Below are 16,368 nucleotides of genomic sequence, written 5' to 3'. Positions count from 1 at the left end.
ATCTCTGTTGCAGGCCTTTATACATCAACCAGTAGATCGGTCAACCGATCTAAAAAGTGCTTATCTGATCGGCATTAAGGCTTAATGGCCTGCATTTTTTATGTCACAGTTGATGGCGCTGAGGTTATTCATATCATCTATAGCGAGTATTTCAGCTTGGCTTAGGCTGTTAGATAAAAAGTCCCCTTGAAAGAACTCACAGCCAATATTTAACCAATCTTGAAACTGCTCTTGGTTTCCTATGCCACTAATTATAATGCTGATTTTCAAACTGTTGGCTAAATCAATAATCGCTTTTACCATTTTTGCTTGTTGCTGTTTATCGGTAATATTATTAATGACTTCCCGATTGATTTTTATCGTCTCAATATCAAATTTTTGTAGGTAGAGTAAACTTGAATATCCAGTGCCAAAATCATTAAGTACAGTGTGAATACCGCGCTGTTTTAGCAACGATAAACTATTTTCTTTTGATTTCACCTTTTGAATTAATAATTGTTCTGAAATTTGTATGGTTAATCTTGAATTATCAAAAGATGTCAGGGCAATGATGCTGTCCAACTCACCAATGAAATTGAGGCGTTGAAAGGTATGCGGTGAAATATTTAATGATAAAGTCGTGTTATCTGGCCAATATTGTGCATCCTTACAAGCTTGTTCAAGACACCAGTAATCGATTAAATTAATTTGACCATTACTTTCAGCAACACTAAGAAATTTGTTTGCTGGCAGCACGCCTAAAGCAGGGTGGTTCCAAAATACAGTGGCTTCCAAACTGACTATTTGATTTGACCGATTAAATTGTGGTTGATAACGAAGAGATAATTGTTGCTCTGTAATGGCTTGTTTAAGTGATACTTCGATTTGCCGGTTAAAGACCCTTTGCTCATCCATTTGGCTATCATAAAAGCTTACATGTGATAGTTGGTTAGATTTTGTATAGTACATGGCATTATCCGCTTGCTGCATTAAATCATCTATATTGGCACAATGCTCATTAGCGATGGATACACCAATGCTGGAGCCACAGACAATTTCTATGCCTTGAATGAGCATAGGTTTTTCGATTTCAAAACTAATTTGATGACATATTCGATATAAATGTCGCTCATTGTTAGCATGATCATCAATAATGATTGCAAATTCATCGCCACCAAGACGATAGGCTAAGTGTGCATTAGAAAGGGTTTCTAATAATCTTTTGGCCACTGTTTTTAGTACTTCATCTCCATACTGATGACCATAGCAGTCATTAATAAATTTAAAGCGATTTAAATCAATTATTACGATGGCAAGTAAATGCGGTTGCGTTTTATAGTGGCCAAATTTCGTGGTTAAATCCTGATCAAAATGGCGTCGATTAGGAAGCGTGGTTAATGCATCGTGCATTGATGCATGCAGCAATTGTTGCTGCATTTTTTCACTCACTTCAACTTCGTCTTTTAGATCATTGAATCTGCGAAATGCAAATATAGCAAAACCGATGCTCATGAAAATAACCAAAGTGAGGATTTCATCTATCTCATATTCTTCATATTTTGCAATGAAAGCCATTATCTCTTCAAAAGCATCGAAATGTATTGAAGCAAATGATAAAAAAATAGCTAAACATATTAAAACAATCGCTTCAATATGAGCTCTGGCTAACTTAGTCGCAATATTTTTAGCTGGTTTCATGTGTTAATGTACGTTATTCCTATTGTTTGTGGTCGATGTTTTTTCATCCTTTATAATGCTTTTTTGCTATCTTTTTAAGCATGTAGCGGCTAATAACAATCGTAATCACGGTTCATGCTAGCTTGTTAAGGTACTCACTGATTGCGTTTGATTATTTATTTTAGTCAATAATTTACCGTAAAAACTTGCTTGTTATTATCCGTTTTTTCTACGCTATTTTTGTTCATTTATTGATGGTTATGGCTATTAATTAATCTCTAAAAGTACTCGTTAAGTCAAGTGATGTTGACTGCCGTTGTAAAATCAGTGATTCATTGAATTTAATCTGTAACTTTATTGCAGCTTTGCAGCTTTGCTGATTGTTCATCACTGCACGCTATAAGTATTTTGAACATTCAAATTTAGGTTACATCTTGTGACATTGTCTTATTAGGATAGTGCTAAATCTCTAGCTTTGCGGGAATTTTTTGAGGAAATTGATTTGTGACTCAGGTAAAAACCTTGGGGGATAGCGACTCAAGATAATTTTCGTCGCTATATAAAATGTGAATTAATGTGTTGGAGCAGGCTTTAGTGGATCAAGTAATATTTTACTGTCTAGATACTGTTGGTAGGTTTCTATGCCCCACGCAATAAGGACATTATTTTTAAACAGTAAAGGGGTACATTCGTCTCGAGTGGTAATGCCGTCGGATGTAACGTGATGGGTGCGATAAAACAGCAATTGGTATTGGCCATCAACCCCTGTTTTGGCTTCAACAAAGTCGGCTCGGCCAAATGTTTTTTTGATTGCTTCTAACGATTGCCCAAAGGTAATTTCAGTTATTTTTTGACTATTGTAAGCTTGTCTATCTTCCCAGGCGCGGTCTTCAGGTAGCGGCTCGTAAACAAACATCACCACTGCAACAAAAATGAGATAAGCGATAAATATCCCACCGATAATAAAAGTAGCACTGGCCTTCATTTATAGCTCCACAATAGCGGTTTTCGAATAACATTCATTTAGTAAGTGCACAAACTATGTATTTGGGACTAAATCCGCTTGATAGCGAAATTGTTTCAAATTGATATTAAGTGGCATATCACATTGTAATTGAGCCAGTTTATAGCTAATACGTGCTAACTCTTTACCCTCAGCAAGCTTCTGAGCTTGTTTCGGGCCAAGATTTTCCAGAGAGCGATATAAGTTTGCTAATGTACGAAATTTATTCAGCAAATCTGCAGCAGACTTAGGGCCAATGCCCGCTATACCTGGGATTTTGTTACCACTGTCACCTGCAAGTGCAATAAAATCTAAAAATTGGCTATGTACTACACCCAGTTTACGTTCATGCTCAACTAAATCAAATACTTGTTGATTAAAGTGATCCCAAATTATTAACCCATTTTGTGGCAATTGGCTAAAACCTTTATCTGTTGATGCGATAATAGCCTGACCCTGATTTTGGGTGATTTTAAGTGCCAAAGTGGCAATTACGTCATCCGCTTCAGCAAGTGCATCAAGTGAGTGAATATGTTCTGCAGCTAAGGCCACTTTAATATCTTTAATCCCTTTTTGTAACGGAGCAGGCATAGGCTTACGCCCTTTTTTGTAGTCGGGGTAGAGCTTTTTACGCCATGACTCTTGCTCACCGTCCCATACCACTATCACATGGGTTGGTTTATGATGCTGTAGCATTTTATGGCAAGCCGCTAACGATCTCACTTTTACGCTGTCAATATCATTTTCATCTGGTAACACCGCATGAATGCGGCGAACCAGATTGAGTCCATCAATAATCAGTAATTTATTCATTAAGTTATTTTATTATTTTGTAGCAAGGTTCGTAGGCGCTACCTGGCAGTTTCATTCGTTGTTGTGTTACAAATGCGCTAAGTAAGTTATCCATCATACTCATTAACTTGGGATCGCCTTTAATATGGAACTTCCCATGCTCTTTGATGCGCTTAATGGTTTCACCTTTTACATTACCTGCCACAATACCTGAAAATGCCTTACGCAAGTTGGCGGCTAGCTCGGCTTTATTATTTTGAAAATATAAGTTTAAATTTGCCATAACTTCATGGCTAGGGTCAAAAGGTAATTGGAATTCAGGTTCGATTTTCAATGACCATTGGTATTGGTATGCATCGCCTGTTTCTTTGCGATAGGCTTTAACCTCTTCCATTCCTTGTTTCATTATTTGCCCCACTTTTACGGGGTTATCAATGATAATTTGATACTTACTTTGTGCTTCTTCACCTAAGGTTGCACCAATAAATTTGTCGATTTCTTCAAAGTATTGAGCACTTTCTTTTGGGCCAGTTAATACCAAAGGGAAAGGGGTGTTAGCATTTTCTTTATTTAATAAAATACCTAAAAAATACAACAATTCTTCTGCAGTACCAGCACCACCAGGAAAAATAACAATACCGTGTCCTAAGCGGACAAAGGCTTCTAAACGCTTTTCAATATCCGGTAAAATTACCAACTCATTCACGATTTGGTTTGGGGGCTCGGCGGCAATGATGCTGGGCTCTGTTAGGCCAATGTAACGGGCATTTTTAACTCTCTGTTTGGCATGACCAATAGCAGCCCCTTTCATTGGGCCTTCCATAGCGCCAGGACCACAACCCGTGCAGATATCTAACTCGCGCAAACCTAATTGATAACCTACTTCACGGGTATATTGATACTCGATCGCATTAATGCTGTGGCCACCCCAACAGACAATGACATTTGGATCTTTCATTGGGGATATCGCCCGAGCATTTCTTAAAATATCGAATACGACGTTGGTAATGTGGCTAGCATTGGTCAGATTGATGTGTTTGAGATTGTCGTATTTATTGGTGATATAAATGATGTCACGCAATACGGCAAACAAATGCTCTTGAATGCCGACAATAATTTTACCGTCTACGAAGGCTTTTTCTGGGGGATTGATCAGCTCAAGTTTTATGCCGCGTTCTCGCTGCAATACATTGATATCGAAGCTTGCAAATTTTTCGAATAAGGCTTCGGCATTATCGCTAATAAGGCCTGATGACAATACCGCTAAAGAACAACTGCGATATAGCTGATAAAGCTCACTTTTTGCACCTTGTTTGAGGCGATCAACTTCAAGTTGTGATAGTTGATCTAAACTGCCTCTGGGACTAATCCGTATAATCATAAGCAACTCCTTTAGACTTAAGCGTTAAGACACTTAAGCGCTTGTGCTGCTTACATGTCTATAACGACTCGGTCTCTGCCATTATTTTTTGCTTTGTAGAGTGCAGCGTCAGCGCGTTCAAATGCTTCTTCGATGGTTTCATTGTCCATCACTTGTGCTGCCCCTATAGATAATGTAACTGTAATTCTCTGATTTTTAAATTTAAATGGAATATTTTTTACTTTTTCTCTGACTCGATTTAGCAAAGTGGAAATATGTTCTTGAGTGATATCAGGTAATAACAACACGAATTCTTCACCACCGTAACGCGCCACAAACTCACTGTCACGTAGCGAATTTTTCAGTGCCATAGCAATAACTTGCAATGTTTTATCGCCGGTACTGTGGCCAAAGTTATCATTAACCGATTTAAAATGGTCAATATCCGTAACAGCAACCCATAACGGTGTTTTGAAACGGATATGATTACGATATTCTTGATCCATCCTATCTTCTAATGCGGTGCGATTAGCCAGTTGAGTGAGTGGATCAAGTAGGTTTAATTTTTGGTGCTCGAACAGTTTCTCTTTATAGCTATTGGCTTCTTGGGTAATGCTATTTAGCTCTTTACGCATAGACTCAATCGATTTACGTAAAATGGTTTGTTCGCGACTTTCTAATGCTTCTTTGCGTGATAATGCATCTCGAAGCGATGAAAGTTGAACCGTCAGTTGAGTCTTTAAATCTAATATATCTTCAACATCGGTGATAATACCACCAGCGTTATCTACCCTTAAATTGATTTCTTTGTTTAATTGTAGTTTAAGTTGCTGGCTACGCTCATTATTGTTATGTGAGCTATTCACCACATCACGTACAACGGTTAAGGCATCATTGAGGGCATACAGGAAATCTTGTGAAGCGGATTTCTCTCTGGCAATGTTATCCAGCAATAAACTTAAAATTGTTTGATAGGATTCAAGCAAAGTATTTAAGGAAATCTCACCTAACAACACTTCTTTCATGACTAAAATTTGATCGCGCTGATCTTTGCGAAATTCAATTTCAGATATTTTTACGGCTAATTCACGTGCCAGTTGAATATGTTGTGGCAGGATGTCGTAGTCATCGTTTGAGGTAAATTGCTGTTGTAAAATTTCCTCATAAAAACCAATTAACTTTTCCACTTTGGGGATATATTCCCACACAGTATGGAATGGTTTTGCAAGATCTTGCTTGAAGTAATTGATTTCTTTTTTAACTTTGTCGGGTGCAGAATTAACCCGCTGAATTTGTCTGATCACTCTTGAAAGGCCCATTCGGCTCTCTTCAAGTTGAGTCATCGTATGGTTATATTGGCCTTTTAAAATTCTTTCAATATCAACAAGTTCAGGCAAAGCTTCATCGATTTGATCAAAATCATGCAGATGATGTCGTAGTTTAGCTAACTTATTGTCGAGTTCTAAATTTTGACCTTTACAGGCCAAACTTAAATGGCCAATAAATTGGATCAAGGTTTTTAGTTTATCATTTCTGTCTTTATTGATGTCATCTAAAGCCGAACGAGCAGCATGAAGTTTTTGTTTCATTAGCGTTATTTGCGATATCGCTATTTCAGAATCTTTCATAAAATGCCTTGTTGCTTATGATAAACATTAAACCCAAAAAATGCGTGATGGTCATATATCGTCAACTTCACCGAAAACTAAATAGCGACAGCTATTTTCTATTAACAAAGCTTAATACATGAATAATAGCAATGTTATAACAAAGCATGCGCGACCGATATCTAAAAATCCACATAATCAATGCTGATTATGGGTTTTTGCTGGTTAATTGAACAATTATTATTTCGGCCATGACTTTTCAGTAATAGCTTGATTGCTTTCTGCTTTCATTATGCCTCTTTTTAATGCTTGGGTGAGATTTAAGTATAAAGGTGCACTGAAAATCGTCGCAGGAGCAAAATTAAGCGTTTTAAGGGACACATAACTGCTTTGTGATTGAGTCATCGCGGTTGCTAAAGCATATTGCGCCGTTTCAAAATGCAGTTCAGCAGAAATATTGACATCAGGATTTGCTAATAGCGGTAGCGATAAATGTCCGATATAAATATTTGATTGTGCCATGTTTCGATTAAAGCAAGGAATTGCTGGATTATCTAACACTGCTTTTGCAAGGTAGTTATCTATTGCCGTCTGCAGTTCATCTGCGCCGATAGTGTGATGAAAACAACATGCAAATTGTCCTGGTTTAATCACATAAATGTCAGCTGTAAGTATCTGACTGAGATCATTAATAAAGTGATGGATAACTTTGGCCGCTTCGGTCAGCCCCATTTGGGTATCGCTGTGGGTGAGTGCTTCAATTTTAACGAGTGCGAAAGTTGAAATGTCAGCTATTTTGTCAGGGGTTAATCTTTGTAAACAAGCTCGTAAACCGTTTAACTGGGTAATGGGCTCTAATAAATATTGTTTTTTATATTCACGCTGTGCGCTAATTATTTTGTTTGAGCGACTCAAGGCTACCAATAATATGATGGCGATAAAAATTAACAAACTGGCGAGACTGATAATCAAGAAATGTTTGTGATTAATTTCAGTTGCCTGCTCCTTTATTTTGTTTTGTAATAAATTCAAATCAAATTTTAACTTTTGTTCGGTCAATTCAGACGTTGCTGACGGTGTGCTTTGTTGTTCTTCTTTTACGTTGGTTAAGGCGATAATTGAGTCAACAATATTGATGGCTGAAGCTAAGTCTCCCAGCTGTCGATAAGCGGTCGATAAATATTTAAGCGCTTCTAATTCTTGCTCTTTTAAGTTTTTCTCTTTAGCCAGTGTTAGCGCTTTATTGGCATGTTCTATTGCTTCAATCCACATCGATTGTTTCATTAAAATTTGTGCATATAACGCTTCGTTAAATACCAAATAATGTTTGACCTTTTTCGCAGTAAAAATTGCGTTGGCTTTGGCTATGGATGTTAACGCAGCAGGACCATTATCAAGATTGAAATATGCCTCGGCGAGGTTGTGATGGTTTAATCCCTGACCAATTTCATTGCCTAAGCGCTCGTTAACTTGCAGTGCATTGAGGTATTGTACGATGGCTTGGTTCCATTGCTTTTGCTCTGCATATACCATTGCAATCACGGTTAAGGCTTCCGATGTAAATGAATCCTGCCCAAGAGCTTGAAAACTAGTTGCCGCATCGTGAGCATGTTTCAAAGCTTCATCCCACTGTTCTAAATCACGATAAGTGCGGGCTAAGTTCATTTGTGCATGGGCTTTGATACCTGGATAGTTGATACGGTTCCCTACACGGAAAGCCTCACTGTAATATTGCAATGATTTAGCATGTTCATTTCTGCGATTGTAATAGCGGCCTAATTCTAATTCCGATAATGCAATGAAATAATCATTTCGCATTTGATAGGCTATTTCCCGATAACGGTTTAAATGGCTGAGTTGTGCAGCCGGTTGCAATACCATTTGATAGAGCCCGCTTAAATGCTCATGCAAGGTAAATTTAAACAGAATGGCTTCTTCAGACAAATCGGAGCTCACCTTATTCAGTGCTTCATTGTACTGGTCAATGGCAAACATATAATCCTGCGACTTTCTGGCTTTTAGGCGCGCTTTCAGCATGATTAACACCGCTTGGTCAAGGGGCCTGTTTAGCACCATTTCAATCTGGTTGATAAGGGTTTGTGCGTCATCATATTTCGTTGCTGAATTCACGTTAGATTCTAGATTGAGCCTTGCAAGAAGAATCATTTTTTGAACTAAAAGCTCAGGTGCCATATTGAGTTTATTGGCAATTTGATCAAATTCGACGCTATTTGAAAATGACAGAGGGAATTGAATGTTTTCATTGAGCTGTTGAAATACCGTTTGTGGGCTTTCTCTGAAACGGATCTCTTGTTCTTCCAGTTCATCCGCGTTTGCACCAATAGGAGTTAAGAGTAAAAACAGCAAACATGAAACGATAAAATGTCGCATAGATTGTAGACCTTCTTCCTTGATACGCCGACAACGGGCGGAATTTGAAATGAGTAGTAAATTGTAAACTAATGTTGTTTATTGCTGAGACTGGGGCAATAGATTGTTATAATTTTTTTCAGAAAGCAAAATAATCTCAATAAATTCATTTTTATAAAAATAATAAATAGAATCATATCAGAAGGAAGCCATAGTGAAACCTATCTCTTTAGCAATCATGCTCAGTAGTGCCGTTTTTGTTGCCGCTTGGACACCAAAAGCCTTAGCCGATGTTCATTACCAAATAGATCTCACTCAGCCTGAGCACCATATCGCAAAAGTGGCAGTCACGTTTCCAAAGACAGACGCTAAAACGTTAACGATTAACATGCCTGTGTGGCGAACCGGACGTTATGAAGTGTTACCCATTGCCGATGGGGTAAGATTATTTACAGCGACAGACAGCCAGGGCAATCAATTAGACTGGCAAAGAACAGCAAGTGGAGAATGGCAAGTCAGCTTACTTAAGCCGTCCAGCGTTACCATAAACTATCAGGTTTACGCTAACCAATTAGGTGACCGTTTACGTCACATCGACCGAACCCATGCCTACCTTGATGCCAGTGGCATATTTATGTATAGCCCGTCATTTAGACATGATGAGGTTAAGGTTAATTTATCCGTCCCTAAAGCATGGAAAAGTTATTCGGGGATGAAACCAGGCCCGCAGGCACATTCATTTATTGCCGATAATTATGATGTGTTAGTTGACTCCCCGATTGAAACCGGAATTAACCAGCATTTTGCTTTTAAAGCCGATGGTCGCGACTATGAAGTGGTTTTTTGGGGGGAAGGCAATTACGACACCACTGAAATTGTCGCCGATTTAGAAAAAATCAGTCACCAAGCATCCGCTATTTGGGAGGGGTATCCTTTTGAACGTTATGTTTATATGGTGCACGCGACCAGTGGTGCTCGCGGCGCAACCGAACACTTAAATTCCACGGTTATCCAGCTACCACGTTTTAACTTTCGTGAGCGTGAAGATTATTTACGTTTTATCAGCACCGCATCACATGAGTTTATCCACACCTGGAATGTTAAAGCCTATCGTCCGCAAGGCTTAGTGCCTTATGATTACCAAAGTGAAAACATGACAGAGTTATTGTGGATAGCAGAAGGTTCAACTAGCTATTTTCAGCATCAGCTTCTACTGCGTGCAGGCATTATTAGTGCCGAAGAGTTTTTTGATGATTTAAGTAAGCGTATCACCAGCAATCAGCATAATCCCGGGCGTGAAATTCAATCCATTGCCGAAGCCAGTTTAGGCCAGTGGAGCAGTACTTGGGGCGATTATGCGGTTAACCATAGCGTGAATATCTATTCTGAAGGCTACATGACCTCTTTAGCGTTAGACTTTGATTTGCTTTCACAAACTCAACTAAATCATTCCTATCGTGATGTGCATAAAAAGCTTTATCAAGATTTTAAAGTGCCTATGGGATATAACGTTGACGATGTGAAGAATATTTTGAAAGGATTAACGGGTAAAGATTATCAAGCATGGTGGCAACAACATGTGAGTTCTCCTGTCACATTAGATTTTGATGCCATGCTTTTGTTGGCGGGGTTGCAAATCGGCTATGACAAAGACCAGCAAAATATAGTTGATGCCGGTTTAACATTGACAGGTTCACATAATGATTTAACCATTGCCAATGTCCAACGGGAAGGCCCTGCTTGGCAAGCGGGAGTGAATGCGGGTGATGAGATTATTGCGGTTAACGGACTAAAAGTGACCGCTTCGGGCTGGGATAAACGTTTAGCTGATTTTAAAGCGGGAGATAAAGTTGAATTGACCTTGTTCAATAATGATCAGCTGGCCAAACGCATTATTACCTTAGCCGATCAACCCAAAGGCAAGCAAAAAATTTCCCCTGTTGAGTCAGTAACCCCTGAACATAAAGCCTTTTTAAAAGCGTGGATAGGCATTGACTGGCCGTTTGACAATGATGGGAAATTCATCAAACTTGCAAAGTAATCCAACTCAAAATGGACTGACAGATTGTTAATAAAGTGACAGGTTAACTTTATTGAGATTGAAAATATAAATGCCCATTAATTTAATGGGCATTTTGTTTGGTAGCGTTAATTAACACCGTCAATGTTGTTGACGGCCAATTATTGCGGAGGTTTAGTCTCGGCAAAAGGCGGATAAGTGGCTATTCCTGCTAAAAAGCGCTGCAAGTTAGGGCAATTATCTATATTAATGCGTTGACGAAACAATCCCCAATCTAGATAGCAGGCTAATCGTAATTCGGCATCGCTATAGGGCGCCGCATCACTTAACGTCAGCTGTTCAAATTGTGCAATACTTGACGCTATTCGAGCAGCTTGTCTCTGGGTATATGGCACGGCATGAATATCAACGCCATCTTTTTCTAAAAAGAACAGATTTACCGTACTATCAAGTGCAGTATTAACCATACAAAAGGTATCCAGTTCTGCCGGTGATGCTAAATAATCCTGGCCCGCTTGTTGACGAATATAGAATAAAATCGCGCTTGAGTCGGTCAAGAAAATGTCATTGTCCTGTAAAAATGGCACTCGCTTTGTTGGTGAATGTATCGCACTGCTAGCTTGATCGGTTTCGATAAACTCAAACGCTTGGCCCGTGCTCATCAAAGCCATTCGGCAATGGCGAACAAAAGGTGAAGTATAGCTACCATAAAGTTTCATTCTGACCTCCTGCTATTTATATGATTGTTTTCTCAAGCCTAAATACTTTGTTCCATAGGTCCAAAAGCGCCATGCAATGCTTGAATGAACGCGATAAGTTCACTGCCCATTAAGGCGAAATCCGCATCTAAACGCGCCATAGGATCATCATTGCCAACATCATCGTTACCGGCTCTGAATTCTTCGGAGAATTTAATTCGTTTTACGCTGGCATCAGATTGCATAACAAATGCGATTGACTGAGCAAAGTGCAGTGCCAGTTTATGCACTTGTTTGCCGGTTGCTAAATGCGCAAGTACTTCGTCTTCTTGCAAAACCTGTTGTTTAAAGCGAACGATGCCACCTTCGTCAGAATCAGACTTTAGCTCTGCTTCATCTTGCATTTCAAACGGTAATGCCGCTGCACCAGCTTGAAGCCACTCAGTTAACGTGTGTTCGATTGGCTTAGCATAACTTAATGGGATCACAGGTAAACTGCCCAGAGCTTTTCGTAATAATGCTAACAACTCTTCGGCTTTTGTTGCACTTGAGCTGTCGACTAAGATCATCTCTAGCTCAGGCAAAATTAATGCACGTGTTTGACTGCGACGAGAAAAAGCCCGTGGAAGTAATGTCGTGGTGATGTCATCTTTTATGGCATCTTTTTCTTTCTTGGTGACTTTACGGTTTTCTTGCGCTTCGATTTCAGCCACTTTTTCATCTAATGCTTCTTTTATAACCTGACCAGGTAAGATTTTCTCTTCTTTAGTGACACAAATTAAGTGACGGTTTTCAGCACTGTGTACTAAAGATTGGCCTTTTTTACCTAAAGCATTGGAGAAGCCAAATTTGCTAATGTCTTGGCTGGTACAAGGAGAAAAGGTGAAGTCGGCTAAAGCTTGTTCAAGCGTTTCAGTGTCGGTTGAAAACGGTTTATTGAAACGATACAAGGTGAGATTTTTAAACCACATAAAAAGACACTCATTAATAAATAAATTAGTTGGCCAAGCAGTTTACGGCATCTTTATGGTTGGGTAAACAGCGGTTTTTTGTTGTGCTTGCATTGCAAGAATAAGGTTTAATAAAAATGTCATATTTCGGTTGTTTGGTGCATTTGTTGTTATTTTTCAATGGTTAATTTTTTCTGATAACGGTTTATACATGTCTTATTAAGGTTTTGCTTATTTACTGCAATATTTCTGAAACATTTCCAAGGCAAACTGCGCCCCGTTCCAAACAACAAACACATGACGACATAAAACGTCAAAAGGATGAAATGATGAACTTATTTGCTAAAACTTTACTGGCTTGTGCTGTATCAGCTGCAACGATTTCAACTGCTTACGCAGCAGATCCATTACAGGTTTATGGTAAGTTAAATGTATCTGCACAATATAATGATGTCGCTGATGAGACAGAAACGACAATTCAAAGTAATGCATCTCGTTTTGGCGTAAAGGGTGATTTTGACCTAGGTAACGATCTTCAAGCTTTCTATACCATCGAATATGAAGTTGATACTGGCGATGATGCAAAAGACAACTTTAAAGCGCGTAATCAATTTGTGGGTTTGAAAGGTAACTTTGGTCTAGTCTCTGTGGGACGTAACGACACAATGTTAAAAATTTCTCAAGGTAAAGTTGATCAGTTCAATGATTTAGCGGGCGATGTGAAAAACGTGTTTAAAGGTGAAAACCGTATGGCACAAACCGCAACTTATATGACACCAATGTTTGGTGATTTTCAAGTTGGGGTAACTTATGTTGCCGATGGTGACTCTGAACAAAATACTGACAACGGTGTGAGTATGGCAGCCACCTATGGTGATGCTGATTTAAAACAGTCTCCGATATATGCAGCCATTGCCTATGATTCAAAAGTAAAAGGCTATGACACTGGTCGTGCAACAGTACAAGGTAAGGTTGTTGGTATTGTTTTAGGTGGTATGTACCAGCAGCAAGAAAAAGTAGATTCTGGTATTACTGATAACGGTTATTTATTAAGTGCAGCATACGATATTAACGACATAACATTAAAAGGCCAATATCAGGATATGGATAACAAAGGTGATTCATGGTCCATCGGCGCTGATTACAAGTTAGCTAAGCCAACAAAACTGTTTGCCTTCTACACAACCAATACTTGGTATGACTCAGGTGATGTGGATGATTCATACGTAGGTTTAGGTTTAGAACACAAGTTTTAAACTTCACTGGTGAATAAAAAAGGAGCATAGGCTCCTTTTTTGTTTTCAGCCCTGAAACCACCTCCTACTTCAGTAGGTGGTTATCATCAATGATGCTCTGCCTGAAGTACGTTCAATAGCGGATTAACTCAACTGATACGTGAGCTTTGCTAATGGTGCGATACAAACTTCTAAATCAGGGATGATTTAGTAAAGCCTTTAGGGATATATTTACGGCGTTTTGTCACGCATGGTAGGAAAGTGCCCTTTTAGGGCGTGATATCAAAGCCACCTTCTTCAGAAGCTGGATTCTTTACTTTTGGGTGAAAATATTTAATAGGTTATTGTGTGTTTTTAAACATCACGCAGTTTATGCATGTTATTTGGCCAATCAATTGAAGTAGTTTATCGATTAATGTGGTTAAATATCTTCAAGATCATAATTCTGTAATAAAACTGACCAATAATAGTCATCGTGGCAAATTACTGATAGAAGCGAATATGACAGCAAGGATATTAATTGTAGAAGATGAATCAGCCATCCGCGAGATGCTGACATTTGTGATGGATCAACACGGGTTTACAACCGCTGCAGCTGAAGATTTTGATTCTGCAATCGAATTATTAGCGGAACCTTATCCTGACTTAATTTTGTTAGATTGGATGTTCCCAGGTGGGAGCGGCATTCAATTAGCTAAAAGGCTAAAGCAAGACGAGTTTACCCGACAGATCCCGATTATCATGCTCACCGCTCGTGGCGAGGAAGAAGATAAAGTCAAAGGGCTAGAGGTCGGTGCCGATGATTACATGACTAAACCTTTTTCTCCTAAAGAGCTGGTAGCACGTATCAAAGCGGTATTGCGCCGCAGTGCACCGACACGCTTAGAAGAGACTATTGATGTGCAGGGGTTGCAGCTAGATCCTGTCAGCCATCGTGTTTCAGTGGGTGAGACAGTTTTGGACATGGGACCAACAGAATTTAGACTATTACACTTCTTTATGACACATCCTGAACGTGTTTATAGCCGTGAACAGTTATTAGATAATGTTTGGGGCACTAACGTTTATGTTGAAGACCGTACCGTCGATGTGCACATTCGCCGCTTACGCAAAGCGGTGGAGCAAGGTGGATACGATAAGCTTATTCAAACGGTTCGTGGCGCGGGTTACAGATTTTCAACTCGCATGTAGTGAATTGATTGCCAATGATTAATATCGAGATGTTTGCCGTGTTAATTAATGGTAATCTAGCCACTCAACTGTGAAGTCACACTGTGTGGCAGTATTAAGCATTCTAAAGACTGTCTTAATGATTGTCATGCAGCCATTTAGGTAACATATATTGAACTCTTATTCAGGTTATCGCCTGCTTTTTCGCCTTGGGGTGATGGTATTGTTATTGGTGCTGGTGGGCTGGATAGTCGACCAAATCGCATTAACCGTGTCGCTCGGTTTGGCTGGATTACTGTTTTGGCATTACCGTCAACTTGCTCGACTCAACTATTGGTTGTGGAAAGATAAAAAACTGACACCACCACAAGGTAGAGGGAGTTGGGAAAGTATCTTTAATGGCATCTATCGGCTGCAAGGTAAAAATCGCCGACGCGTAGGCCAGTTAGCCGCTTTACTTGGGCGGTTTAGGCAAGGTGCTGAAGCATTGCCTGATGCTGCAGTGGTGTTAGATTCGGAACATAATATCCTGTGGTGTAATAAACTTGCCCAGCTGATCCTAGGGTTTGTATGGCCGCAAGATAATGGTCAAAGGATTGATAATTTAATTCGCCATCCAGATTTTTCTGCTTATTTACGTAAAAATAAATATTTTGAGCCCTTAGAAATTCCTTCCCCAGTATCTGAAAGACGTTTGTTAGAAATTCGTTTAATGCCTTATGGCGATAGACAATTATTATTAATTGCGCGCGATATTACACGAATTCATCAACTAGAAAGCATGCGCAAAGACTTTGTTGCTAATGTCTCCCACGAGCTAAAAACGCCGCTCACGGTATTGCAAGGTTACTTAGAGATCATGCAGAGTATGGAAGATGAAGCCTCACCCAATCAAAAACCATTGAACTTAATGCAGCAACAAACCAGTCGTATGCAGTCGATGGTGGAACAATTACTGGCTTTGTCACGCATTGAAGCAGGGGCGAATGTCGATCTATCTAAGACAATCGATATGCATAATATGTTTAGCCAGTTAAAAGTGGAGGCACATGCGCTAGCTGCAGAGCAATATACTCTAGAGTTTTTCTGTGAGTCAGAATTAAATATCCATGGTGATGAATTGCAGCTCAGAAGTGCGTGTTCGAATTTAATTTCCAATGCTATTCGCTATACCTCTCCAGGTGGAAAGGTCACCATTAAATGGCAAAGTGTAGCAAGTGGCGCCAAGTTTTCGGTTACAGATACTGGTGTAGGAATAGCACCCCAACACATTAATCGCTTAACTGAACGTTTTTATCGTGTGGATAATGCGCGTTCAAGTAAAACCGGAGGCAGTGGTTTAGGCTTAGCGATTGTAAAGCACGCCTTAAGCCATCATCACAGTGATTTAACTGTCGTTAGTGAGCTTGGTAAAGGCAGTACCTTTAGTTTTATTATTCCAACCCATTTACTTGAACGAAAAATTTAATTGCTCCTAATGCCGTCTGCTGACGGCATTTTTGTTTCT

The 16,368-nt window shown here is 39.3% G+C and carries 12 protein-coding genes; 4 read left to right on the top strand and 8 right to left on the bottom strand.

The window, feature by feature from the left end; translation table 11 throughout:
- Positions 1-81: 81 nt before the first annotated feature.
- The 6 genes from OHT75_RS17865 to OHT75_RS17840 form a co-directional block, all read right to left on the bottom strand.
- The gene (locus tag OHT75_RS17865) at positions 82-1,677 is read right to left on the bottom strand and encodes a putative bifunctional diguanylate cyclase/phosphodiesterase (protein WP_264729045.1); all 1,596 of its coding nucleotides are present in this window, start codon (positions 1,675-1,677) and stop codon (positions 82-84) included.
- Positions 1,678-2,227: 550 nt separating this feature from the next.
- The gene (locus OHT75_RS17860; protein ID WP_264729044.1) at positions 2,228-2,641 is read right to left on the bottom strand and encodes a DUF3192 domain-containing protein; all 414 of its coding nucleotides are present in this window, start codon (positions 2,639-2,641) and stop codon (positions 2,228-2,230) included.
- 54 nt (positions 2,642-2,695) lie between these two features.
- Positions 2,696-3,472, bottom strand: coding sequence for a flap endonuclease Xni (gene xni / locus OHT75_RS17855; RefSeq protein ID WP_264729042.1), 777 nt, complete (start codon positions 3,470-3,472; stop codon positions 2,696-2,698).
- A gap of 4 nt (positions 3,473-3,476) precedes the next feature.
- On the bottom strand, positions 3,477-4,832 hold the full coding sequence (ppnN, locus tag OHT75_RS17850; RefSeq protein ID WP_264729040.1) for a nucleotide 5'-monophosphate nucleosidase PpnN: 1,356 nt from the start codon (positions 4,830-4,832) through the stop codon (positions 3,477-3,479).
- A gap of 50 nt (positions 4,833-4,882) precedes the next feature.
- The gene (locus tag OHT75_RS17845) at positions 4,883-6,439 is read right to left on the bottom strand and encodes a GGDEF domain-containing protein (RefSeq protein WP_264729037.1); all 1,557 of its coding nucleotides are present in this window, start codon (positions 6,437-6,439) and stop codon (positions 4,883-4,885) included.
- Positions 6,440-6,658: 219 nt separating this feature from the next.
- Positions 6,659-8,809: a tetratricopeptide repeat protein gene (locus OHT75_RS17840; RefSeq protein WP_264729035.1), complete on the bottom strand. Its 2,151-nt coding sequence runs from the start codon at positions 8,807-8,809 to the stop codon at positions 6,659-6,661.
- Positions 8,810-9,002: 193 nt separating this feature from the next.
- Here OHT75_RS17840 and OHT75_RS17835 point away from each other — a divergent pair, with 193 nt between their 5' ends.
- Complete coding sequence (locus OHT75_RS17835) at positions 9,003-10,829, top strand: M61 family metallopeptidase (protein WP_264729033.1); 1,827 nt, start codon at positions 9,003-9,005, stop codon at positions 10,827-10,829.
- Positions 10,830-10,969: 140 nt separating this feature from the next.
- Here the strand turns inward: OHT75_RS17835 and OHT75_RS17830 are convergent, their stop codons facing one another.
- Positions 10,970-11,527, bottom strand: coding sequence for a glutathione S-transferase family protein (locus tag OHT75_RS17830; RefSeq protein WP_264729032.1), 558 nt, complete (start codon positions 11,525-11,527; stop codon positions 10,970-10,972).
- 38 nt (positions 11,528-11,565) lie between these two features.
- Complete coding sequence (gene rdgC / locus OHT75_RS17825; RefSeq protein WP_264729030.1) at positions 11,566-12,477, bottom strand: recombination-associated protein RdgC; 912 nt, start codon at positions 12,475-12,477, stop codon at positions 11,566-11,568.
- A gap of 305 nt (positions 12,478-12,782) precedes the next feature.
- Here rdgC and OHT75_RS17820 point away from each other — a divergent pair, with 305 nt between their 5' ends.
- The 3 genes from OHT75_RS17820 to phoR all read left to right on the top strand — a co-directional run bounded on the left by OHT75_RS17820 (position 12,783) and on the right by phoR (position 16,329).
- Entirely contained in the window at positions 12,783-13,712 is a 930-nt protein-coding gene (locus OHT75_RS17820) for a porin (protein WP_264729028.1), read from the top strand.
- A 480-nt stretch (positions 13,713-14,192) separates the two neighbouring features.
- Positions 14,193-14,882, top strand: coding sequence for a phosphate regulon transcriptional regulator PhoB (gene phoB, locus OHT75_RS17815; protein ID WP_264729026.1), 690 nt, complete (start codon positions 14,193-14,195; stop codon positions 14,880-14,882).
- 148 nt (positions 14,883-15,030) lie between these two features.
- Positions 15,031-16,329 carry a phosphate regulon sensor histidine kinase PhoR gene (gene phoR, locus OHT75_RS17810; protein ID WP_264729102.1) on the top strand — a complete coding sequence of 433 codons (1,299 nt, stop codon included), beginning with the start codon at positions 15,031-15,033 and terminating at the stop codon, positions 16,327-16,329.
- Positions 16,330-16,368: the final 39 nt, after the last annotated feature.

Origin of the sequence: Shewanella subflava, assembly GCF_025971955.1 — a bacterium.
Lineage (GTDB): Bacteria > Pseudomonadota > Gammaproteobacteria > Enterobacterales > Shewanellaceae > Shewanella > Shewanella subflava.
Note: the sequence above shows the minus strand (reverse complement) of the source record. Positions and strands in the feature narration are given on the sequence as shown.